This window comes from Microbacterium sp. WCS2018Hpa-9, assembly GCF_031843745.1.
GTDB lineage: Bacteria > Actinomycetota > Actinomycetes > Actinomycetales > Microbacteriaceae > Microbacterium.
In genome coordinates this window covers 209,318-230,186 of the sequence record NZ_JAVTIY010000007.1, presented here as the reverse complement: position 1 = coordinate 230,186, position 20,869 = coordinate 209,318, and the positions used below count along the sequence as shown (strand labels likewise).

24 protein-coding genes are annotated in these 20,869 nt (G+C 67.6%); 13 read left to right on the top strand and 11 right to left on the bottom strand.

Annotated elements, in window-relative coordinates; genetic code table 11:
• The first annotated feature begins 102 nt into the window (after positions 1 to 102).
• The 8 genes from RQG82_RS15860 (at position 103) to RQG82_RS15825 (ending at position 7,519) form a co-directional block, all read left to right on the top strand.
• Positions 103 to 345, top strand: coding sequence for a hypothetical protein (locus RQG82_RS15860; RefSeq protein WP_311259955.1), 243 nt, complete (start codon positions 103 to 105; stop codon positions 343 to 345).
• Positions 336 to 1,157 (top strand): ABC transporter ATP-binding protein, encoded by an 822-nt coding sequence (locus tag RQG82_RS15855; RefSeq protein WP_311259954.1) that lies wholly within the window; start codon positions 336 to 338, stop codon positions 1,155 to 1,157. Before RQG82_RS15860 ends, RQG82_RS15855 begins: the two co-directional genes overlap by 10 nt.
• On the top strand, positions 1,154 to 2,575 hold the full coding sequence (locus RQG82_RS15850; RefSeq protein WP_311259953.1) for a hypothetical protein: 1,422 nt from the start codon (positions 1,154 to 1,156) through the stop codon (positions 2,573 to 2,575). The genes RQG82_RS15855 and RQG82_RS15850 overlap by 4 nt, the downstream gene beginning before the upstream one ends.
• Entirely contained in the window at positions 2,559 to 2,873 is a 315-nt protein-coding gene (locus RQG82_RS15845; RefSeq protein ID WP_311259952.1) for a hypothetical protein, read from the top strand. Before RQG82_RS15850 ends, RQG82_RS15845 begins: the two co-directional genes overlap by 17 nt.
• Position 2,874: 1 nt before the next feature.
• Positions 2,875 to 3,396, top strand: a complete 522-nt coding sequence (locus tag RQG82_RS15840) for a hypothetical protein (protein WP_311259951.1) — start codon at positions 2,875 to 2,877, stop codon at positions 3,394 to 3,396.
• Between the two features lie 64 nt (positions 3,397 to 3,460).
• Positions 3,461 to 5,947, top strand: coding sequence for a glycogen/starch/alpha-glucan phosphorylase (locus tag RQG82_RS15835; protein ID WP_311259950.1), 2,487 nt, complete (start codon positions 3,461 to 3,463; stop codon positions 5,945 to 5,947).
• 106 nt (positions 5,948 to 6,053) lie between these two features.
• Positions 6,054 to 6,893: a DUF4097 family beta strand repeat-containing protein gene (locus tag RQG82_RS15830; protein ID WP_311259949.1), complete on the top strand. Its 840-nt coding sequence runs from the start codon at positions 6,054 to 6,056 to the stop codon at positions 6,891 to 6,893.
• Complete coding sequence (locus tag RQG82_RS15825; protein WP_311259948.1) at positions 6,890 to 7,519, top strand: PadR family transcriptional regulator; 630 nt, start codon at positions 6,890 to 6,892, stop codon at positions 7,517 to 7,519. The genes RQG82_RS15830 and RQG82_RS15825 overlap by 4 nt, the downstream gene beginning before the upstream one ends.
• Positions 7,520 to 7,681: 162 nt before the next feature.
• Here RQG82_RS15825 and RQG82_RS15820 read toward each other — a convergent pair whose 3' ends face one another.
• Entirely contained in the window at positions 7,682 to 8,224 is a 543-nt protein-coding gene (locus RQG82_RS15820) for a universal stress protein (RefSeq protein ID WP_311259947.1), read from the bottom strand.
• A gap of 149 nt (positions 8,225 to 8,373) precedes the next feature.
• Between RQG82_RS15820 and RQG82_RS15815 the strand changes: the two genes are divergently transcribed.
• Together RQG82_RS15815 and RQG82_RS15810 are read left to right on the top strand one after the other, a co-directional pair.
• On the top strand, positions 8,374 to 8,562 hold the full coding sequence (locus RQG82_RS15815) for a DUF3073 domain-containing protein (protein ID WP_042537993.1): 189 nt from the start codon (positions 8,374 to 8,376) through the stop codon (positions 8,560 to 8,562).
• 133 nt (positions 8,563 to 8,695) lie between these two features.
• Positions 8,696 to 9,517, top strand: coding sequence for an MOSC domain-containing protein (locus RQG82_RS15810; protein WP_311259946.1), 822 nt, complete (start codon positions 8,696 to 8,698; stop codon positions 9,515 to 9,517).
• Positions 9,518 to 9,583: 66 nt separating this feature from the next.
• On the opposite strand, the gene RQG82_RS15805 is transcribed toward RQG82_RS15810, so the two are convergent.
• From RQG82_RS15805 to purM, 3 genes are read right to left on the bottom strand one after another with little or no spacing between them, the layout of a single operon-like run.
• Positions 9,584 to 10,915: an MFS transporter gene (locus RQG82_RS15805; protein WP_311259945.1), complete on the bottom strand. Its 1,332-nt coding sequence runs from the start codon at positions 10,913 to 10,915 to the stop codon at positions 9,584 to 9,586.
• A complete protein-coding gene (gene purF, locus RQG82_RS15800) occupies positions 10,888 to 12,360 on the bottom strand; it encodes an amidophosphoribosyltransferase (RefSeq protein WP_311259944.1) in 1,473 nt (490 codons plus the stop codon). Before purF ends, RQG82_RS15805 begins: the two co-directional genes overlap by 28 nt.
• Before the next feature lie 6 nt (positions 12,361 to 12,366).
• Entirely contained in the window at positions 12,367 to 13,497 is a 1,131-nt protein-coding gene (gene purM / locus RQG82_RS15795) for a phosphoribosylformylglycinamidine cyclo-ligase (protein WP_311259943.1), read from the bottom strand.
• 62 nt (positions 13,498 to 13,559) lie between these two features.
• On the opposite strand from purM, the gene RQG82_RS15790 reads away from it, so the two are divergent.
• Positions 13,560 to 14,192, top strand: coding sequence for a zinc-binding alcohol dehydrogenase (locus tag RQG82_RS15790; protein WP_311259942.1), 633 nt, complete (start codon positions 13,560 to 13,562; stop codon positions 14,190 to 14,192).
• An 18-nt stretch (positions 14,193 to 14,210) separates the two neighbouring features.
• Here the strand turns inward: RQG82_RS15790 and RQG82_RS15785 are convergent, their stop codons facing one another.
• Positions 14,211 to 14,525, bottom strand: a complete 315-nt coding sequence (locus tag RQG82_RS15785) for a potassium transporter Trk (protein ID WP_311259941.1) — start codon at positions 14,523 to 14,525, stop codon at positions 14,211 to 14,213.
• Positions 14,526 to 14,630: 105 nt separating this feature from the next.
• Positions 14,631 to 15,002 (bottom strand): sterol carrier family protein, encoded by a 372-nt coding sequence (locus RQG82_RS15780; protein WP_311259940.1) that lies wholly within the window; start codon positions 15,000 to 15,002, stop codon positions 14,631 to 14,633.
• A gap of 173 nt (positions 15,003 to 15,175) precedes the next feature.
• Between RQG82_RS15780 and RQG82_RS15775 the strand changes: the two genes are divergently transcribed.
• Together RQG82_RS15775 and purD are read left to right on the top strand one after the other, a co-directional pair.
• Entirely contained in the window at positions 15,176 to 15,856 is a 681-nt protein-coding gene (locus RQG82_RS15775) for a CoA pyrophosphatase (protein WP_311259939.1), read from the top strand.
• 48 nt (positions 15,857 to 15,904) lie between these two features.
• Positions 15,905 to 17,182 (top strand): phosphoribosylamine--glycine ligase, encoded by a 1,278-nt coding sequence (gene purD / locus RQG82_RS15770; protein WP_311259938.1) that lies wholly within the window; start codon positions 15,905 to 15,907, stop codon positions 17,180 to 17,182.
• Positions 17,183 to 17,472: 290 nt separating this feature from the next.
• On the opposite strand, the gene RQG82_RS15765 is transcribed toward purD, so the two are convergent.
• From RQG82_RS15765 to RQG82_RS15745, 5 genes are all read right to left on the bottom strand, one after another.
• Positions 17,473 to 18,201 (bottom strand): amino acid ABC transporter ATP-binding protein, encoded by a 729-nt coding sequence (locus RQG82_RS15765; protein ID WP_311259937.1) that lies wholly within the window; start codon positions 18,199 to 18,201, stop codon positions 17,473 to 17,475.
• A complete protein-coding gene (locus RQG82_RS15760) occupies positions 18,198 to 19,676 on the bottom strand; it encodes an amino acid ABC transporter substrate-binding protein/permease (protein ID WP_311259936.1) in 1,479 nt (492 codons plus the stop codon). Before RQG82_RS15760 ends, RQG82_RS15765 begins: the two co-directional genes overlap by 4 nt.
• Positions 19,677 to 19,796: 120 nt before the next feature.
• The gene (locus RQG82_RS15755) at positions 19,797 to 20,327 is read right to left on the bottom strand and encodes a GNAT family N-acetyltransferase (protein ID WP_311259935.1); all 531 of its coding nucleotides are present in this window, start codon (positions 20,325 to 20,327) and stop codon (positions 19,797 to 19,799) included.
• Between the two features lie 40 nt (positions 20,328 to 20,367).
• Positions 20,368 to 20,604: a DUF2442 domain-containing protein gene (locus RQG82_RS15750; RefSeq protein WP_311259934.1), complete on the bottom strand. Its 237-nt coding sequence runs from the start codon at positions 20,602 to 20,604 to the stop codon at positions 20,368 to 20,370.
• Positions 20,585 to 20,809, bottom strand: a complete 225-nt coding sequence (locus RQG82_RS15745; protein ID WP_311259978.1) for a DUF4160 domain-containing protein — start codon at positions 20,807 to 20,809, stop codon at positions 20,585 to 20,587. Before RQG82_RS15745 ends, RQG82_RS15750 begins: the two co-directional genes overlap by 20 nt.
• Positions 20,810 to 20,869 lie beyond the last annotated feature (60 nt).

Sequence of the window (20,869 nt, the reverse complement as noted above, 5' to 3'; positions counted from 1 at the left end):
TCAAGGCAATCCGCGAATGTTGGCATTCTGCACTCATATGACTGGCTTTTGTCACCGGAGAGTGTCAGCCTCACTGTGTAACGACTAGATGGAGGTAGAGATATGACCCTTTTGGCGGCAATGGAGCCGACGCTGATGAGGCGCCGCGCGCAGGATGCGCTCGACCAGGCGATTCTGCGTCTGGACGCATGGTGGCTGGTGGTGATCGCTGCGATTCTCGTGTTCGGCGTCGCGTTCCTGGCGGCGCTGGCGATGTGGTGCTTCTTCTCGAACGGGGGCAGGCGCTTCACCGGCAACTGGCAGTGGGGCAAGAGCGGCGTATCCGTATGGATCGAATGCGTCTAACCCCTCGCCGCCTCCGTGCATCGACGACGATGCACGGAGGTGGCGATGCGCCCGCCGACTCTCGCGTGCTGCTCGACGTCTCAGGAGTCTCGTTCTCCTACTCCAAGAAGGCGCCCGCGCTGCACGATGTGGGTTTCACGCTCGAACGCGGAGAGAAGATCGGCCTGGTCGGGCCCAACGGGTCGGGGAAGTCCACGCTGATCCGCCTCATCGCCGACCTGCTGCAGCTCGACTCCGGCAGCATCCGCATCGAGGGGCGTCGTCATAGAGAACGCGTCTCACGCGAACGCCTCGCCTATATCGCCAGCAACGACTACCTGCCGCAGTTCCTGACCGGCCGCGAGTACGTCGACCTGATGCATCGCCTGTATCGCCACAGCCCCGACGAAGCGCTGAGGGACGACCTCTTCGACCGATACCAGTTGGAGTCTCGACAGTTCGATCTCATCGAGGACTACTCGCACGGGATGCGCAAGAAGATCCAGCTCATCTCTACGCTGCTGCTCGATCGTCCGCTCACGATCATCGACGAGACGCTCAACGGCGTCGACGTCGACGCGCTTTTCGAGTTCGAGACCGATGCGCAGCGCATCGCGGAGTCCCGCGGTCTGCTGCTGTGCAGCCACGACTTCCGGCTTCTCGAAGCGGTGTGCGATCGCGTCATCGTGCTGTGCCGCGGCGAGATCGCCTTCGACCTCCCGCTCACGCGGATCCGCGAGGAGTTCGGATCCGTCGACGCTCTCGTCAAGCACGCGATCGCGCTGCCGCGACCCCGCACACGCACCCGCACACGCGCACGGACGACGCCGTGAACCCGTCTCTGCAGCTCGCGGGCTTCCTCTCCGTCTTCCTCGTCAGGCGCATCGTCCGCAGGGGGTTGCTGAAGGTGCCGGTCATCCGCTGGACCCTCGTGGCGATGGGTCTCGCGGCGTTCATCGGCTTCTGCGCGTTCGGAGCGGTGACGCTCCGTCAGCTGATCACCGAGCCCGAACACCTCTCGCCGCTGCTGCGAGTCGTGGGATTGTCCACTCCGCTGTGGGTGCTCACGGCCTTCACGGTCGTGCGGGTGCTGTTCATGAAGTCGGGCGACCTGGTCGAGCTCACGTTCTCCTTCCCCCTGACCAATCAGGCCAGGACCTGGGGGTTCATGCTCTTCGAGTCCCTGCTCGTGGCGATCGGCGTCGCCGTGATGCTCGGAGCGCTGGTCACCGGGGCGGTGTCCATCGGAGGGTGGGGAGCAGTGGACGAGATCGTCACCTGCCTCGTCATGCCCACGACTGTCGCCTATCTCCTGGCGAGCGTGTTCTATCTCGGGGTGGAGCGGCTTCTGCTGCGCATCCGTCTCGCCCGGCTGCGGGCCTTCCTGGTGCCGGTGATCCTGGCCGCCGCTCTCGTGGCCGTCTACCTCGGCGTGTCCGCGCAATCCGAACCCGTGCTCTTCGCCGCCGTCGGCGAGGGCGACGACTACTTCGCCATCCAGCTGGTCTTCGCAGACATCGCGGCCGCGCACGGGCTGCTGCCGGCCGTGGTCGCGTGGCTCGCCGTGCTCGCTCTGCTCATCGCCGCGGCGTGCGCGATGGCACCCCGCCAGTTCGACCCGACGCGGCGCTTCGCGATCGTGCCACGCCTCTTCGGCGCCTCGGAGTTCGGCGCATACTTCGCGGCGCACATCAGAGCCATCGAGACCATCACCGTCTGCGGCCTCGTCCTGGCCGGGTCCTACGCCCTGCTCCTCGCAGACGTGCGACTCCCCCCTCTCCTGCTGCTGGCCGTCACCGTCCAGTCGGTCTACGCCTTCGTATCGACCGAGCCTCTGCGCGCGTGCGGTCCCCGGCGTCACGGCCCGCCGGCGCAGTACCTCCTGCTTCTCGCACCTCAGCTGGCCACGCTCGCGATCGTCGCGCTGCCGGTGAGCGTGCTGACGGCACTGACCGGAACGACGGGCATCGAGATCCTCACCGTGATCGGCTTCGCGGTGTCGAACATCGTCGTGCTGACCCTGGCAGGGATCGCGTTCCCACCCGAGAAGGGCAACCCCTTCTCGGTGATCGCGGGAATCGCCGTCGCCGGGCTCGTGGTCGGCACGATCATGCTCGGCACCAACCTGCTCGGACTGCCTGCCGTGTTCACCGTCGGCGTGATGATCGGTCTCACTCTGATCGCCGCCGCACTCTCCATCACAGGGATGGACAGGATAGAAAGGACCGCTCGTCATGAAGTGGTTGTTTAGAGTCGCCGTCAGCGCGGTCGGAGCGCTCGTCATCACCGCAGGGAGCGCGATCGCGACCGCGATCTGGCTCATGTTCGCTGAGGGGTCCGCCCAGGGGACTCGTCTGGGGTTCTTCGGGTCGATCTTCGTCGAGGTCCAGCAGGGAGCCGATGGAACGACCCGACTCGGCGCAGGAGTCGCCGATCCGATACCTCTGGTGCTCAGCGTCGCCCTGCTGACCGTATTCGCCCTCGCCGTGTTCGCCGTCTACGACAGCCTTCTCGAACGGAGGAGGCACCTCCTCGCAGAGGCGGAATGACGTGTGGTCGGTCCGCGCTTCGCGCATCGATGCGGGCCTCGTGTGCCGCTGGCTCGTGCTCGCGGCGTGGCCGATGCACGTCGTGTTCGCGGTGCTGCTGACGATCACCCTCTGTCTGGGCACCCTCACCGAACAGGGGGCGATCGTCGGCGCCGCGCTGACACTCGCCGTTCACTACGTCTTCGGCCTCTGCGGATCGTTCGCCCTGCACGAGCTCGGGCACCTCGTCGTGCTGTCACGGGCGACGGGAGTCACTGCGGTCACGCTCGAACGTTCACTGTGGAGGACGTCGATAAGTCCGCACGGCCGGGTCCGCGACCGTGACGCCGTGCTCGCGGCCGTCGCGGGCCCGGGGGCGTGCATCGTGGCGGGCGCCGCTCTGTGGGCGCTCGCGCCAGGGCTTCACCTGCAGGGGTGGCACCTTGCGCATGCGGTGTTCCTGATCCCGATCTTCAACGACGGTCGCACGCTGTGGTCGGTCAGCCGGTCGCGCGGCGCTGTCGCTCCCCCTCGGCACGAATGACCCCAACCGATATTCTTCATCCGCTCGTCACACGGATCGGCCTGTCGCTCGCTACGGTCGACACGTGCCCGAATCCCGCTCCGCCACGCATCCGCTCGCCCTCGCTCCCGTGATCGCTCCGCCGAGCACCGCCGATGAGTTCGCGAAGCGGTTCCTGCAGAACCTCAATCTCGAGCGCGGTGTCGCGCTGTCGGCATCCAGTGCCAATGACCGCTACCTCGCCCTCGCGCATACGGTGCGCGACTACCTCATGGCACGCTGGCTCGAAGACCTGCGTCTTCAGAAGGAGACCCAGGCGAAGGGCGTCTGCTATCTCTCGGCCGAGTACCTGCTCGGCCGCCAGCTCGACAACAATCTGCTCGCGGCCGGTCTCACCGAGGTCGCAGACGAAGCGCTCGCCGCGTGCGGCGTCTCGCTCGACGAACTCCGCGCGCACGAGGTCGAGCCCGGCCTCGGCAACGGCGGCCTCGGCCGACTCGCCGCCTGCTTCATCGACTCGCTCGCCACGATGGGCGTGCCGAGCATCGGCTACGGCATCCGCTACGAGTACGGGATCTTCCGCCAGACCTTCGTCGGTGGCCAGCAGGTCGAGCAGCCCGACTCCTGGCTCACCCTCGGCTCGCCGTGGGAGTTCGCCCGCCCCGAAGACGCGCAGACCATCGCCTTCGGCGGTCACACCGAGAAGTACGACGACGAGGGCGTCACGCGCAGCCGGTGGATCCCGGCATGGAACGTGCAGGCCGTGCCCTACAACTACATGGTGCCCGGGTTCCAGAACGGCCGGGTCAACACCCTGCGACTGTGGAGCGCGGTCGCCACCAGCGCGTTCGACCTGCGCATCTTCAACTCCGGCGACTATGAAGAGGCCGTGCGCGCACAGACCTACGCCGAGAACATCTCGAAGGTGCTCTACCCCGAGGACTCCACTCCGCAGGGCAAGGAGCTGCGTCTGCAACAGCAGTACTTCTTCGTCGCGGCATCGATCCACGACTTCCTCGACAACATGCTCGCCGAGGGCTTCGACCTGGCGAACCTGCCCGAGCGCGTGATCTTCCAGCTCAACGACACGCACCCCGTGATCGCGGTGCCCGAGTTCATGCGCGTGCTCATCGATGAGAAGCACCTCGAGTGGGATGCCGCGTGGGCGATCACGCAGCAGTGCTTCGCCTACACGTGCCACACGCTGCTTCCCGAGGCGCTCGAAGTCTGGCCGGTCGAGCTGCTGGGCCGACTGCTGCCCCGCCACCTCGAGATCATCTACCGCATCAACGACGAGTTCCTCGTGGCGGTGCGCGAGCGGTTCGGCGACGACGAGATGCTCGTGCGCAACATGTCGATCATCGCCGAGCACCCGGTCCGCTCGGTGCGCATGGCGTACCTCGCGACCGTCGCCGGAGCGAAGGTCAACGGCGTCGCCGAGCTGCACTCGCAGCTGCTGCGCGAGAAGGTTCTCAGCGACTTCGACGCGTTCTTCCCCGAGAAGTTCACGAACGTGACGAACGGGGTGACCCCTCGGCGCTTCCTGCGGCTGGCGAACCCCGAGCTCTCGTCGCTCATCACCGCCGCGATCGGCGACGGCTGGACCACCGACCTCGAGCGGCTGCGCGAGCTCGAGCCGTTCGCCGAGGATGCCGAGTTCCGTGCCGCATTCGCCGCGGTGAAGGCCGCGAACAAGCGCCGACTCAGCGAAGTGCTGCGCGAACGAGACGGCGTCGAGATCAGCGACGGCCACATGCTGGACGTGATGGTCAAGCGCCTGCACGAGTACAAGCGGCAGCTGCTGAAGGTGCTGCACATCGTCACCACCTATGAGGGCGTGATCTCGGGGCGAATCGCCGTGTCTGACGTCGTGCCGCGCACGGCGATCTTCGGCGCGAAGGCCGCCCCCGGATATGCGATGGCGAAGCGCATCATCCACCTGATCAACGCCGTCGGCGAGGTCATCAACACCGACCCGCGACTGGAAGGCCGACTGAAGGTCGTCTTCCCGCCGAATTACAACGTCACACTCGCCGAGCGCGTGATCCCCGCCGCCGACCTGTCGGAGCAGATCTCGCTCGCCGGCAAGGAGGCGTCTGGCACCGGCAACATGAAGTTCGCCCTGAACGGCGCGCTCACCATCGGCACGGATGACGGGGCCAACGTCGAGATCCGCGAGCTCGTCGGCGACGACAACTTCTATCTCTTCGGCATGAGCGAGCCCGAGGTCTCCGACCTGCCAGCTCGCGGCTACCGACCGCAGGAGTTCTACCAGACCGACGAGGGCCTCCGCCGGGCGATCGACCTGATCGCATCCGGTGCGTTCTCCCGCGGCGACCGCTCGGTGTTCGAGCCCGTGGTCTCGAACCTGCTCTACGAAGACCGCTTCATGGTGCTCGCCGACTATGCGTCGTACATCGCCGCGCAGAGCCAGGTGGATGCCGCCTACGCCGACCAGGATTCCTGGACCCGCTCCGCGATCCTCAACGTCGCCCGCACCGGCTTCTTCTCGTCCGACCGCTCGATCCGCGACTACATCGACCGGATCTGGCACACACCTCCTCTCGCCTGAGGCGGCTCGAGCGGAATCGGGCATCCCCCTTGACAGGATCGAGATATATCGTGTTACTCTTGCAACACACGATATATCGTGTTCCCTCAAACCAGGAGAAGCAGACATGACCGAGAAGTGGCTCATCGCCCCCGGCGAAGAACGCGTCATCGACATCGAGAACGTCACCCGACTGAAGATCGGTCTGGTCGGCGGTCAGGTCGATGTCATCGCGCACGACGAACCCGGCATCCGCATCGAGGTGCACGGTGTCACGACCAAAGACCTGCGCATCGAGGCGAACGACGGCGAGGTCGAGATCGACCACCCGCAGCTCGGCTGGGACAACTTCCTCGAGGTGTTCCGCAACTTCGGCTCCGGCGGCCCCAAGGCCGAGGTCAGCGTCGCCGTGCCCCGCTCGATCGCCCTGAACCTCGGCGTCGTCAGCGCCGGCGCACTCGTCTCGGGCATCCGCAACGACGCCCGCCTCAACACCGTCTCGGGCGACCTCATCGTCGACACCCTGATCGGAGACCTCACGGTCAACTCGGTGTCCGGCGACGTGCAGGTGCGCGGCCTCACGGGCTCGATCACCGCGAACAGCGTCTCAGGAGATGTCGCCGTCACGGGCACCATCCGCCGTGCCACCGTCGACATCGTCTCGGGGTCGACGCTGGTCGACGCCGCGGGCGACGTCAACGCCATCAACATCAACTCGGTCTCCGGAGGCACCACCGTGCGCCTCGACGAGTCGCTCGCCGCGAACTACGTCGTGCGCTCGCTGAGCGGCCGACTGCTGATCGACGGCGTCGAGCGCGGCTCCTCCGGGATCAACAACTACACCGGCTCGTCCGGCGAGCTCGCCGGTCGCTTCGTCGACCTGCGCGCGAACTCCGTCTCGGGCGGCGTCACCGTTCTTCGCCGCACGCCCGCCTCGATCACGAACGATGCGGAGTGGGAAGCATGAGTCCCGCAGTCTTCTCGCACGGCGACCTCAGGCTCTACCTGCTCTCGCTGCTCGCCGAGGCTCCCCAGCACGGCTACGGCATCATCCAGGCTCTGACCGACCGCACGGGTGGCACTTACACACCGAGCGCCGGCACCATCTACCCGCGGCTCGCGAAGCTCGAGGAAGAGGGCCTGGTCAGCAAGACCGTCGACGGCCGCACCACGATCTACTCGATCACGGATGCCGGACGCGCCGAGCTCACGTCACGCGAAGGCGACCTCGCCGGCATCGAGGCGGGACTCACCGACTCGGTGCGACTGATCGCCAACGAGGTGCGTCAGAGCGTCAAGGAGGCCATGAAGAGCCTTCGTGCCGACCTGGCCACGGCCGAGAAGGACGACCGCGCAGCATCCAAGTCCCGCCCGCGCACCGCAGGCGACGACGAGCGCATCATCAGCCGCGAGGAGATGCACCGGGCGGATGCCGTCATCAACGCCTTCCGCGCCCGCGTGCGCACCGACCTCCGCACCCACGTGGCGAAGGGCGGCACACTGCCGGCATCCGTCGTCACACAGCTGGAGGACGGGCTGGATGACGCGGCGCGAGGAATCACGACCGCGCTGGCGTCGCTCGGCTCACGCTGAACTCACCCCGCAGAACGTCCGAAGCCCCTCGCGTCACTCGACGAGAGGGGCTTCGGTCGCGCGGATGGCTGACGTTCTCCCGGTTGGCTGGGCCGTCCGGTCGATCTGACCAGCCGGGCGGGGATCGATCAGCCATCCGAATCGGAAGGCGTCGAACGAGAGCTACTCGGTCCAGATCTCGGGCTGGGTGTCGGGCACCGGCTCTTGCAGGGGCACGACGAGCACCGACCTGTGCTGGCGATGCGCGAGGCGGGCGGCGACGGATCCCGTGAAGAACTCGCGGATCGACTCCCCGATGCCGCGCTTGCGCGTGCCGACGACGATCAGCTGGGCGTCGAGCTTGTTGGCGAGCTGCTTGATGGCGAGGGCCGGGTCGCCGACGAGCTGGCGGGCTGTCCACGTCAGGCCGGTTCCGTCGAGGGCCGCAGAGGCCTCGGCCTGCACGGCCTCGAACTCGGCTGCTCCGGCGTTGATGTTGATGTCGATCGGCGCCGAGTGCACGTAGCCGTCGGGATCTTCGTAGGTGACGAAGCGAGTGACGTCGACGTGCGCCACGACGAGGGGCACCCTGAGGAGCCGGGCGAACCGCGCCGCTTCTTCGATCACACGCGTGGGTTGACCCGGCTGCATCCCGACGATCACGGCCTTCTGCAATGTCGCGTTCTGCGCGGCCTCGTCGGTGGGCGTCGAGGTGTTGTCAGTCATGAGGATCGCTCCCTTCACCAGCTGCCAACGGGCCAGTACGGTCTGGCCGCGTGCTATTCTGAATGCTACTCTTACCGGCCCTCAGCCGGTGTCGTGAATGACTCGGGCAGATGATTGCCCGCAGCTTAACTCGTGAGGGGGTCTCAGGCATGGGCCGTGGCCGTCAAAAGGCGAAACACACCAAGATCGCCCGCGAACTGAAGTCATTCAGTCCGTCGGTGAACTACTCGGCGCTCGAGCGCGAACTCGCGCACCCGAGCGACGCTGAAGACGCATACGTCGACAAGTGGGCCGACGAGTATGCGGACGAAGACGAAGACGAACTCGAAAAGGCCTGATCGCCGATTCGTTCGTCGTCGACTCCCCCGTGCGATGCACGGGGGTTTCGTCATGCCCGGAATTCCGGAACCCATCGCCACCCCTGCCCTGTCGGTGACGGACGGACCCCGACCGGCCTGAGAGGATCTCCTCATGGCTCGCGTCGTCTCGCTCTTCCGTCACCCGATCAAGGGCTTCACTCCCGAATCGGTCGATTCGCTGACCGTGCAACCCGACGGCCGGATCGCGGGCGATCGCGTGCTGGCTTTCCGCTTCGCCGATGCGACCGCTCCGGAGCACCGCGACGGACTCGACCACTGGCCGAAGGCGAAGGGCCTCTCGCTGCAGGACTTCCCCGGGCTCGCGGCGCTGCGCACCGACTACGACGATGATCGGCAGCGCGTGCGGATCGAGCACGAGGGAGCAGTGCTCGTCGAGGCGGGGCTCGATGACGCCGGTCGTGTGGAGCTCGCGGATGCCGTGACCGAGTTCGTGCTCGCGAGTGCGGAGGGCCGGCGGATCCGACGCCCGGGCCGACTGCCGCTCGTGCTGGTGGGCGACGGCGTGACATCGAGGTTCCAGGACCGCGCTCGCGGTTACGTCTCGGTACACAGCCGCGGCAGCGTCGACGCGTTGAGCGACGCCCTCGGCTTCGGCATCGATGACCGCCGCTTCCGCTCGAACGTCGTCATCGATGACGTCGCTCCGTGGTCGGAGCTCGGCTGGACGGGCGATTTGAACATCGGTCACGTGGCGTTCCGCGCTGCGGGTCCGATCGTGCGGTGCCTGGCGACACACGCCAACCCCGACACCGGCGTCCGCGACGCGAAGCTGCTCAAGACCCTCACGAGCGACCTCGGACAGGACGAGCCGACGCTCGGCCGACTGCTGCTTCCGCCGCAGGCCCCGGCTGACGGATCGGCGGAATGGGCCGGCGGCACCATCAACGTCGGGGACGAGGTGCGGGCGCACTGAAGTGCGGGCGCACTGAGGGTTCACACGCGCTGAGGTCGCACCGGGCGCTGACCCTCGTGCCGAGAGTCACCAGCGACCGTGCCGGCGCTCCCAGTCCTCTTCGATCGTGCGGCGGCGACCCGCGACCCATCCTGCGGGGATCACGGCGACCAGCACGCCGACGAGGACCCACAGCGGGATCAGCCAGCTGTCGGTCGCGTCGTGCAGCAGACCGATCAGCAGCGGGAACACCGCGGCGACCGCATATCCGATGCTCTGCACGAACCCGCTGAGCGCCACCGCGCTCTCGGGCGTACGCGCGCGGATGCTGAGCAGCACGAGCGCGAGCGGGAAGAGCCCTGGCGCGAAGCCGAAGAACACGACCCAGAGCGGCAGTCCCACCGTCGGGAAGAAGATGAATCCGAGGAGCCCGATGAGTCCGGATGCGATCGAGATGAAGAACACGGGGCGCGTGGCCTGGAACCGAACGATGAGGATCGGCACGAGCAGAGAGCAGGGCAGACCCATCAGACCGAACAGCGAGAGCAGCAGCCCCGCGTTCGCCGGTGTCACGCCGCCCACGTCGATCATGATCGAGGGCAGCCACGCGAACGAGACGTAGGCCAGCGTCGACGATGCCGCGAACACGAGGGCGATGGACCAGGCCATCGGCAGGCGCCACAGTCGGCCGAAGACCCGGGGGTTCGCGGGCGTCGTCGCGATCGGGCCGGTCGCCATGGACGCTGCGTCGTACCCGTCGCGCTCGGCCTCGGTCGACGCGGGGTCGACGCGTGCAGGCGCGGCAGCGACGGCATCCGCTCGACTCGTGACCAGCATCGCCACCCACGGCACCAGCGCGATCGCGGCGAACACACCCCACAGTCCCAGCGACACCCGCCACCCAGCCGAATCGGCGAGCGGCACCGCGACCAGCGGCGGCACGAACGTCGACACGGCCATGGTGGTCGAGTACACGGTCATCATCAGACCGAGTCGATCGGGGAAGTACTTCTTCACCAGCGGCGGCAGCAGCACGTTGCCCGAACCGACACCCGCGAAGACCACGGCGGTCGCCGCGAGAAGCGAGGTCGAGTCGACGGCGAGACCGCGCAGCAGCAGACCTGCGGCGATCAGGGCGATCGCGACCACAGCCACGCGCTCGAGTCCGAACCGGCGCTCGAACAGCGGAGTGAGTAGGCCGAACACGGCGAAGCACACTGGCGGCGCGGCGCCGATCAGACCCACGACGACCGACGACACCGCGAAGTCCTCGGCGACATGGTCGAGCACGGGCGACAGCGACGCCACGGCCGAGCGCAACGAGAAGGCGACCAGCACGATGCCGATCAGCGCGAGGGCACGACCACGCCAGAGCGGCTGCGCACCCGAGGTCACGAGGTCTGCGACCCCTCCACCCACGCGAGGTACTCGTCGGAGACCGTGCCGGTGACATAACGACCGTCGAAGCAGCTCATGTCGAGATCGCTCAGCACGGATCCCTCGGTGATCGCGGCCTTGAGGTCTCCGACCTCCTGGTAGACCAGGTGGTCGCAGCCCAGCACGGCGGCGATCTCGGGGATCGTGCGCCCGTGGGCGATGAGCTCGTGACGCGACGGCATGTTGATGCCGTAGACGTGCGGGTACCGCACGGGCGGCGCTGCGGATGCGAACGTCACCGAGGTGGCACCGGCATCCCGAGCCATCTGGATGATCTCCTTCGACGTGGTGCCGCGCACGATCGAGTCGTCGATCAGCAGCACGTTCTTGCCCTGGAACTCGGTCGACATCGCGTTCAGCTTCTGACGCACGCTCTTCTTGCGCACGGCCTGGCCGGGCATGATGAAGGTGCGGCCGACGTAGCGGTTCTTGTAGAACCCCTCGCGGTACTCGATGCCCAGCTTGCGGGCGACCTCCATGGCCGCGGGCCGAGACGAGTCGGGGATCGGCATGACGACATCGATCTTGTCCATCGGCACGTGCTTGGCGATCGTGTCGGCCAGCTTGTCGCCCATGCGCAGGCGGGACTCGTAGACCGAGACGCCGTTCATGACCGAGTCGGGTCGAGCGAGGTAGACGTACTCGAACGCACACGGCGCGAGCGTCGCGTCCTTCGCGCACTGCCTGCTGTGCAGTTCGCCCTCGTTGGTGATGAAGATCGCCTCGCCTGGTTCGACCTCGCGCACCACCTCGTAGTCGGCGTTCTCGAGCACCAGCGACTCGCTCGTGACCACCCATTCGTCCCGGCCCTCTGCGCCGGGGACGGTCGAGGGACGACGACCGAGGATGAGCGGGCGGATGCCGAACGGGTCGCGGAACGCGAGCAGACCGTAGCCGGCGATGACCGCGATGACGGCATAGGCGCCCTCGATGCGCTCATGAGTGCGCTCGACCGCTTCGAACACCCGGTCTGCGTCGAGGTCGACCGTCGAGGTCGTGTTCTGCAGCTCGCCGGCGAGCACGTTGAGCAGCAGCTCGGTGTCGCTCGAGGAGTTGAGGTGACGGCGGTCGCGCTGGGCCATGTCGGCCGTGAGCTCACGCGTGTTCGTCAGGTTGCCGTTGTGGATGAGGATGATGCCGTACGGCGCGTTCACGTAGAACGGCTGCATCTCCTCTTCGTTCGACGCGGTGCCCTTGGTCGCGTAGCGAACGTGACCGAGTCCGACATTGCCGAGGAGTCCGCGCATGTCGCGGGTGCGGAACGCCTCGCGGACCATCCCCTGCGCCTTGGCGTTGTGCATCACACCGTTGCGCTCGGCGGTCGCGATGCCCGTCGCATCCTGGCCGCGGTGCTGCAGCAGCAGGAGTGCGTCGTAGATGTCCTGATTGACCGGGGCAGAGCCCACCATTCCGACGATGCCGCACATGGACTCTTACTTCGCTCCGTCCGCATAGGCGCCGACCAGGCGCACAGCTCCACCGTCGACGCCCTTGGCGCCCTGTTCGAACTCCCCTGCCGGACGCGCGCCGAAGCCCACGGTTCCGACCTGCCACGCGGGCATGCCGTCTGCCGCGAGCGCCGCGATGGCGGCATCCTTCTTGTCGGCCGCGACGATCGCGAGGAATCCGATGCCGAGGTTCCAGGTGCCCTCGGCGGATTCCAGCGTCGATCCTGCGATGTCGCTGAGCACGCGGAAGACCGGGCTCGGCGACCAGGTGCTGCGGTCGACCTCGGCCCAGCTGCCCTGCGGGAGCACACGGGCGAGGTTCGCCGCGATGCCGCCGCCGGTGACGTGGCTGAGCGAGTGCACTCCGCCCTCGCCTGTTGCGCCGCCGAGCTGCTCGATCAGACGCAGCAGCGGAAGCGTGTAGAGGCGCGTCGGCTCGAGAAGAGCCTCGCCCCAGGTCTTGCCGAAGTCGGCGGCGTTGTCGCCGTAGCCGATTCCGGCGTTCGTGACGATGTGGCGCACGAGCGAGTAGCCGTTGGAGTGCAGCCCGCTCGACTCGACGGCGAGCACGACGTCGCCGTCCTGCACGCGGTCGGCACCGAGGATGCCGTCGGCCTCGACGACTCCGGTCGCGGCTCCTGCCACGTCGTAGTCGCGCGGGCCGAGGAGACCCGGGTGCTCTGCGGTCTCGCCGCCGATGAGCGCGGTGCCGGTGGCGGTGCACGCCTCGGCGATGCCGCGCACGATGTCGGCGATGCGCTGCGGGAAGACCTTGCCGCAGGCGATGTAGTCGGTCATGAAGAGCGGCTTGGCGCCCACCACGACGATGTCGTCGACGACCATGCCGACCAGGTCTTGGCCGATCGTGTCGTGCTTGTCGATGGCCTGCGCGATGGCGACCTTCGTGCCGACGCCGTCTGTGCTGGTCGCGAGCAGCGGGCGACGGAAGTCGCGCAGCGCGCTCGCGTCGAACAGTCCGGCGAATCCGCCGACACCGCCGAGCACTTCAGGGCCGTGCGTAGCGCGCACGGAAGACTTCATCAGCTCGACGGCGAGATCGCCTGCAGCGGTATCGACGCCGGCTTCGGAATAGGGATTGGTGGGGGAGGCAGCCACGGTCCCAGCCTACCGCCCGGAGCGACCACCTCTCCCCGCTCTCCATCTCCTACGATGGGGCCATGGCCGACAAGCCGCAGTGGTTGATCCGCGAAGACGCGAGCGTTCCGGTGATCGTCGCGCTCGCGCTGCGCCAATCCCTCGGCATCCGGGCACCCGAAGACCTTCCGAGCCTGCGCGATCTGCCCGTCAGAGCACCGGATGCCGTCGAGGTGACGCCGGAGCTCGAGAAGCAGTGGCGCGACTTCTGGGACATGACGGTCGAACCCCGAGCACACCCCTCCGGCGTGCCGCTCGAGCTCATCGAGGGCTTCGACACCCTCGTGGCACTGCCGGCGACCGGGGCCGAGCAGCTCGCCGCGGCGATCGCGCCGCATGCGGAGTCGGCGATGCACTTCGCCCGAGTCGCGCACGATCGCTACGTCGCGTCGATCCGCAGCTCGATGGCGAGCCGGTCGGGCAACGGCAACATCGGCGGCGAGGCGTACCGGGCCTATGCGAGCGCGATCGCCGAGTTCGAGCGCGAGATCGGGCGGCGCGCGCATTCGTTCGAACTCAACGTGCAGGTGCTGCCGTTCTCGCAACGGGGGATCTGGTGGATCGGCGCTCTCACGGTCGCGGTGACCGACGGGCTGCGCCGCGACGTGGTGTCTTTCGACGCGGCGATCCGGCCGATCATCGCAGAACTGGCCTGACGCGGCCCGCCGACCGGGTCAGTCGTTCTCGATGATCGTCTCGTGCTCGACCGTGACGACGTGATCGTGGCGGCGGGCGACGCGCTCGAGGATCAGTGCGACGATGCTCGCGAGTGCGAAGCCGATCGGCACGGTCCACAGCAGCAGGAATCCGAACACCTGTCCTGGCGGGTAGACGACGCCTGCCGCCTCGGAGGGTTCGAAGCTGCCCATCATCGTCAGGATGCCGGCGGCGATGATGCCGAGCACGACGCCGATGCCCATGAACACACCGAAGCGCGGCACGCGGCGGACGGTCGCCTCGACCGTCTGGGAGGAATCGTGGGAGGACATGCATCCATTCTCCCACCGTTGCCTGTGGGTCGCTCCCCCGTCTGCAGAGCATCTCGGCACCACCGCGGTTCAGCCCGTCTCCTGCGTCTTCGGCGGGTCCTGGCGTCAGGGACGCAGCGGCAGGACGTCGGTGAGATCCGCGCGGGTGCCTGAGGCACTGACCCTGCCCGAGCCCGCAGCATCCGACCAGTGCTCCGTGCCCGTCGCGACGGCGATCCACGTCGCGGGGTCCATCTCGACGACGTTCGGCGGGGTGCCGCGTGTATGCCGAGGACCCTGGATCACCTGCACGGCGCCGAACGGCGGCACCCGCACCTCGACGCTGTTGCCCGGAGCCTTCTCGTCGAGCAGCTGCAGCAGATAGCGCACGGCAGTGGCGAGCGGGGTGCGCTGCGGCTTCTCGCCCGCGGCATCCGCTCTCCTGACCTCATCGAGCGCCGCACGGCCGTCGATGATGTCGATCTTCCTGGAGGGCATGGGAACAGGGTACGCCGAGCCGGTTCGCGACCGCGGGCGTGTGCGCTTCGTGAGGAGGTTCGCGCGTGCGAAGGCCGAATCGCACCGGCGCGGCCTTCAGAAGCGCGAGTTGCCTTGGCTGGCGCACGAAGGCATCTGCCCTCGGTGCCCCGCGCAGGCATAGGCTCGAGGCGATGAGCCAGAATCCCGATACCCTGCACGGCGCGAGAGCCGAGCTGCTCGCCGCGGCGCAGCGCAGTGAGGGCTGGACGAGGCCCCTGCCTCCGGTCGACGGCAACGCGCATCCGGCATCCGTGCTCGTGCTGTTCGGCAAGCTCGACAGCATCCCGGCTCAGACCGACGCCGCGACCATGGCCGCCGACCTCGACGTGCTGCTGCAGCGACGAGCGGCCACGCTGTCGTCGCACCCCGGGCAGGTGTCGTTCCCCGGCGGCCGGGCCGAGGATGCCGATGCGGATGCGGTCGCCACCGCCCTGCGCGAGGCCGAGGAGGAGACCGGTCTCGACCCCGCGGGCGTCGAGATCCTCGCCACTCTTGCCGAGATCCCGCTCGCCGCGAGCAACCACATGGTCACCCCCGTGCTCGGCTGGTGGCGTTCGCCGTCGCGTGTGGCGGCCGTGGATCACGCCGAGACGGTCGATGTGTTCCGGGTGCCCGTGGCGCAGCTGCTCGACCCGACCACCCGGTTCACGTCAACGATCCACCGCATGAGTCGCACGTGGAAAGGGCCTGCGTTCGATGTCGACGGCACGATCGTGTGGGGCTTCACGGCGATGGTGCTCGATGCGCTGTTCGACGCCGCCGGCTGGACCGTGCCCTGGGACCCGTCGGAGGAGCGCCCGGTCGAACTCTGACCCGCAACCCGGCCGAAACCCGAACGCCCGCCTCGGTAGTCTGGACAGGTGAAGATTCTCGTCCTCGGTTCCGGTGCCCGTGAGCACGCGATCATCCTCGCTCTGCGAGCAGAGACCGCGGAGCACGAGATCTTCGTCGCCCCCGGCAACGCCGGAATCGCGCAGGATGCGACGCCGGTCATCCTCGACATGCTCGACGGCGCCGCGGTGACCACGTTCGCCAACGAGCACGCCGTCGACCTCGTGGTCGTCGGCCCCGAGGCACCGCTGGTCGCCGGTGTCGCCGATGTGCTGCGCGCGCACGGCATCCCCGTGTTCGGACCTGGCAAGGCCGCGGCGCAGCTCGAGGGATCGAAGTCGTTCGCGAAGCGGATCATGGATGCCGCAGGCGTGCCCACCGGTCGCGCCGTGCGCGCCACCACGACTGCCGAGGTCGAAGCCGCGTTCGATGACCTCGGAGCCCCCCATGTGGTGAAGGCAGACGGACTCGCGGCAGGCAAGGGCGTCATCGTGACGTCCGAACGCGCCGAGGCTCTCGCGCACGCCGAGCACTATCTTCCCTCCGGCCCCGTGCTCATCGAGGAGTTCCTCTCGGGCCCTGAGGTCTCGCTGTTCTTCCTGAGCGACGGCGACACCGTGCGCGCGCTCAGCCCGGCGCAGGACTTCAAGCGTGCGCTCGACGGAGATGAAGGCCCCAACACCGGTGGCATGGGTGCGTACTCGCCGCTGCCGTGGCTCGCCGATCAGTTCGGCAGCGAGCAGGCCTTCGTCGAAGAGGTCACGCGAGATGTCGCACTGCCCGTGATCCGTCAGCTCGACGAGGAGGGCACCCCGTTCATCGGCCTGCTCTACGCCGGCCTCATCCTGACTCCCGCCGGTGTGCGCGTGATCGAGTTCAACGCCCGCTTCGGCGACCCCGAGACCCAGATCGTGCTGCCTCGCCTCGTGACGCCGCTCTCTGAGCTGCTGTTCGCCGCGGCATCCGGCACCCTCGAAGACCAGCCCGAGCCGGTGTTCAGCGACGACGTCGCCATCACGGTCGTCCTCGCGAGCGAGGGCTACCCCGAGGCCCCGCAGACCGGTCGTCCGATCGAGGGCCTCGCCGATGCAGCAGCCGTCGAGGGTGTGCGCCTCGTGCACGCAGCGACCGCCAGCCCCGATGCGCCCGGAGGCTCGCTGATCGCGACCGGCGGTCGTGTGCTGAACGTCGTCGCCGTGGCATCCGACTTCCGCACCGCCCGCGACCGGGCGTACGAGGCCATCGGCCGCATCACTCTCGAGGGCTCGCAGTTCCGCACCGACATCGCCGCCCGCGTCGCGGAGTAGTCCCCCCTCCTGCTGCCGAGCGCTCGCACACCGCCCTTCGCCCGGGAGCACCACTTCGGCCGTGGGCACAGCTTCGGCCGTGGGCACAGCTTCGGACGCCGCGCGCGGCACGCCGCTGCATCCGCCTCTCACCCGGCGAGCCCGATCCGATCTCCGAAGTTGTGCCCGGCGGGGCCGCCCGATCTCCGAAGTTGTGCCCGGCGGGCCGCGGGGAACCGGCGGCGAGCCCGGTGCACGACGAAGGCCCCCACCCTGAGAACGGGAGAGGGCCTTCGAGACTCGCGGCGAGTTCAGAGCACCTTCGAGAGGAAGTCCTTCAGGCGCTCGTTCTTCGGGGCGCCGAACAGCTCTGCGGGCGGCGCCTCTTCGACGACGACGCCGGCGTCCATGAAGACCGTGCGTCCGGAGACCTCGCGGGCGAAGCCCATCTCGTGCGTCACGAGCACCATGGTCATGCCGCCGGAAGCGAGGTCACGGATCACCTGCAGCACCTCGCCGACCATCTCGGGATCGAGGGCACTGGTCGCCTCATCGAACAGCATGATCTCGGGGTCCATCGCGAGCGCGCGGGCGATCGCCACGCGCTGCTTCTGACCTCCCGAGAGGGATGCCGGCTTGGCGTCGGCCTTCTCGGCCAGGCCCACGCGATCGAGCAGCGCCAGTGCGCGCTCCTTCGCCTCGGCCTTCGTCATCTTGCCGAGCTCGATCGGCGCCAGCGTGATGTTCTCGAGCACGGTCATGTGCGGGAACAGGTTGAAGTGCTGGAACACCATGCCGATGCGCTGGCGCACCTCGTCGAGCTTGACGCTCTTGTCGGTGAGGTCGACGCCGTCGACGATGACGTGACCTGAGGTCGGCTCCTCGAGCTTGTTGAGGCAGCGCAGCAGGGTGGACTTTCCCGATCCCGAGGGACCGATGACCGCCACGACCTCGCCGTCCTCGACGGTCAGGTCGATGCCCTTGAGCACGTGGTTGTCGCCGAACGACTTGTGCAGGTCTCTGACCTCGATCTTGCTCATGCGTTGAACTTCCTCTCCAGGCGGTTCGCGAGCAGCGTCAGAAGCGTGATCACGACGAAGTAGATGATGGCGACGATGGTCAGCACCTGCGCCGACAGGTACGTCGAGGCGATGATCTGGCGCGATACGAACGTGAGCTCGGCGAGCCCGATGACGCTGATCAGCGACGTGTCCTTGAGCGTGATGATGCCCTGGTTCACGAACGACGGGATCATGATGCGGAAGGCCTGCGGCAGCACGACCTTCTGCATGGTCTTCCAGTGCCCGAGTCCGAGCGAGCGCGACGCCTCCGCCTGACCGGGGTCGACCGCCTGGATGCCACCGCGGATGATCTCGGTCATGTACGCACCCGTGTTCAGCGAGAGCGTGATCGCTCCGGCGACGAACGGGTTGAACGTGAGTCCGGGGAACAGCTGCGGGATGGCGAAGAACACGAAGAACGCCTGCACGAGGATCGGCGTGCCGCGGAAGACGTAGACGTAGGCGGTGGCCACCCAGCGGAACGGCGCGAAGGCCGAGACCCGGCCGAAGCCGAAGATGAGCCCGAGGATGAACGCCGCCACGATCGCGACCAGCGTCGCGAGGATCGTCAGCCAGAGGCCCTCCATCAGCGCGGGCCAGTACTTCACGGCCACCGAGAAGATGTCGGTAGCCTGTGTGGTCTCCTCGCCCCCGGCGAGGTAGCTGTCGACGATCTCGTCGTACTCGCCCGAAGCCTTGAGGTTCTCGAGACCCGCGTTGAACATCTCGACGAGTTCGGGGTTCTGGCCCTTGTTGACCGCGAAGCCATACTCGCCGCCCAGCTCCGGCTCGCCGATCAGGCGGAAGCCCGATCCTTGCTGGATCCCGTAGGCGAGAACCGGGAAGTCCTCGAAGTAACCGACGGCCTGGCCGGCCTTGACGGCATCGACCATGTCGGTCGTGTCCTGGTACGGCGTGATGCGGAAGCCGTACTCGTCCTGGTTCTCCTCGGCGAACGTCTGCCCCTGGGTGCCGGTCTTGACCGCCACCGCCTCGCCGTCGAGGTCGTCGAGCGACTGGATGTCGCTCTCTTCGCGCACGCCGAGCTGGATGCCGCTGGTGAAGTACGGCTCGCTGAAGTCGAACGTCTTCTCGCGCTCTTCCGTGATCGACATGCCGGCCATGACGGCGTCGACCTGGTTCGCCTGCAGCGCCTGAACAGCGGCGTCGAACCCGAGCTGACGGATCTCGACCTTGAAACCCTGGTCTTCGGCGATGGCGCGCAGCAGGTCCATGTCGATGCCGACGAGGTCACCCTCGGGAGAGGTGAACTCGAACGGCGCGAACGTCGTGTCGGTGCCGATGACGTAGGTCTCGGAATCGTCGGCCGCAGAGGCCGCGGATGCTCCGCCGAGCAGCGCACCGGCCGCGATGAACGCCGTCAGCGCCATCGCCCCGACGGTGCGTCCGAACGCGCGCAGGCGCGCGGAAGCAGGAGAGGGATTTCGGATCACGACGGGTGCTCCTCGGATCGGATGGGCGACAGGATGCTGTCACCGTGATGGTCGTCGACCATCAACCCTAACCGGCGTCGGCGTGTCGCCGTGTCCCGAGGGCGTCCCGCACGCTCGCTGTCAGAGCGTGATCCAGTATCGGCGGAGCATCGCGTGCCCCCGCGCGGACTGGTCGCTCACGTCCTGCAGGACGCCCCCGGCACCCTCGATCGTGCGGAACGATCCGACGTTGTCGTCGTCGCACGTGACCAGCACCCGGTCGAGTCCGATCTCGCGGGCCCGCTCGAGTCCGAGACGCAGCGCCGCAGAGGCATAGCCCTGGCGTCGCCGCGACTCACGCACCGCGTAGCCGATGTGGCCGCCCGCCTCGCGGAGCCATTCGTTGAGCTCGTGCCGGAAGGACAGGAACCCGACGACCTCGCCATCGTCGACGATCCAGTACAGGTCGTTGTGCACGGCGTCTTCGGGCAGTGCGGCCGTGGTGTCGGCGAGCAGCGTCGACTTCTCGATCAGAGCATCGAGCGTCGCGTGGTCCGGGGTGACCGGCGCCTGCAGACCCGACCCGTCGACGTGTCCATCACCGAACTCGGCGACGGCGGCCGCCCAGGAGTCGAAAAGGTCGGTGGTGGGCCTCGTCAGCTCGATCGTCATGCCCGATGACATCACATCGGCGTTCCCGGCCGCAAACCGGTCAGCTGCCACGCAGCAGCGCTGCGATCGAGACGTCCTCGTCGAGCGCCGGCCAGTGAATGCCTTCACCTGCACCGATGAGTCGCCACTCGCGGCGCTCTTCTTCGGTGGCGCCTGCGAGCTTGGGGAACGACGTCAGCGGCACACTGATCGTGCGGCCGTCGTCGATACGCACATGGAGCTCGCCCGCGGCGATCGTGACATCGACCGCCACAGCGTCATCGATCGAAGTACTCATGCCACGCCTCCAGGATCCGGACCTCGTCCCTTTCGATCACACGCTCGAGACGCCGGGACTCCCGTTCACCGAACGCTGATCTCGTCGCCAACTTTACGGGCGAAAGCCAGAACTTGGCAGTCATTCCGGAATGCTCCACGTGCACGTGCGGCGGCTCCGATCCCTCGTTGCTGTAGAAGAAGAAGCGGTACCCGTGAACCCGCATGACCGTCGGCACCGGGCGACGCTATCCAGCCACGGCACCTCAGCGAATCCTGGTCACCGC

What these genes read in the sequence shown, in the direction of transcription:
- RQG82_RS15825 (WP_311259948.1), top strand. Translation starts at nt 6,890, where the DNA reads ATGAGTCCCGCAGTCTTCTCGCACGGCGACCTCAGGCTCTACCTGCTC.
- RQG82_RS15755 (WP_311259935.1), bottom strand. Translation starts at nt 20,327, where the DNA reads ATGACGATCGAGCTGACGAGGCCCACCACCGACCTTTTCGACTCCTGG.
- RQG82_RS15860 (WP_311259955.1), top strand. Translation starts at nt 103, where the DNA reads ATGACCCTTTTGGCGGCAATGGAGCCGACGCTGATGAGGCGCCGCGCG.
- RQG82_RS15820 (WP_311259947.1), bottom strand. Translation starts at nt 8,224, where the DNA reads ATGACTGACAACACCTCGACGCCCACCGACGAGGCCGCGCAGAACGCG.
- RQG82_RS15745 (WP_311259978.1), bottom strand. Translation starts at nt 20,809, where the DNA reads ATGCGGGTTCACGGGTACCGCTTCTTCTTCTACAGCAACGAGGGATCG.
- RQG82_RS15750 (WP_311259934.1), bottom strand. Translation starts at nt 20,604, where the DNA reads ATGAGTACTTCGATCGATGACGCTGTGGCGGTCGATGTCACGATCGCC.
- RQG82_RS15855 (WP_311259954.1), top strand. Translation starts at nt 336, where the DNA reads ATGCGTCTAACCCCTCGCCGCCTCCGTGCATCGACGACGATGCACGGA.
- RQG82_RS15845 (WP_311259952.1), top strand. Translation starts at nt 2,559, where the DNA reads ATGAAGTGGTTGTTTAGAGTCGCCGTCAGCGCGGTCGGAGCGCTCGTC.
- RQG82_RS15790 (WP_311259942.1), top strand. Translation starts at nt 13,560, where the DNA reads ATGGCCGACAAGCCGCAGTGGTTGATCCGCGAAGACGCGAGCGTTCCG.
- purF (WP_311259944.1), bottom strand. Translation starts at nt 12,360, where the DNA reads ATGTGCGGCATCGTCGGAATGGTGGGCTCTGCCCCGGTCAATCAGGAC.
- RQG82_RS15785 (WP_311259941.1), bottom strand. Translation starts at nt 14,525, where the DNA reads ATGTCCTCCCACGATTCCTCCCAGACGGTCGAGGCGACCGTCCGCCGC.
- RQG82_RS15780 (WP_311259940.1), bottom strand. Translation starts at nt 15,002, where the DNA reads ATGCCCTCCAGGAAGATCGACATCATCGACGGCCGTGCGGCGCTCGAT.
- RQG82_RS15775 (WP_311259939.1), top strand. Translation starts at nt 15,176, where the DNA reads ATGAGCCAGAATCCCGATACCCTGCACGGCGCGAGAGCCGAGCTGCTC.
- RQG82_RS15830 (WP_311259949.1), top strand. Translation starts at nt 6,054, where the DNA reads ATGACCGAGAAGTGGCTCATCGCCCCCGGCGAAGAACGCGTCATCGAC.
- RQG82_RS15810 (WP_311259946.1), top strand. Translation starts at nt 8,696, where the DNA reads ATGGCTCGCGTCGTCTCGCTCTTCCGTCACCCGATCAAGGGCTTCACT.
- RQG82_RS15765 (WP_311259937.1), bottom strand. Translation starts at nt 18,201, where the DNA reads ATGAGCAAGATCGAGGTCAGAGACCTGCACAAGTCGTTCGGCGACAAC.
- RQG82_RS15815 (WP_042537993.1), top strand. Translation starts at nt 8,374, where the DNA reads ATGGGCCGTGGCCGTCAAAAGGCGAAACACACCAAGATCGCCCGCGAA.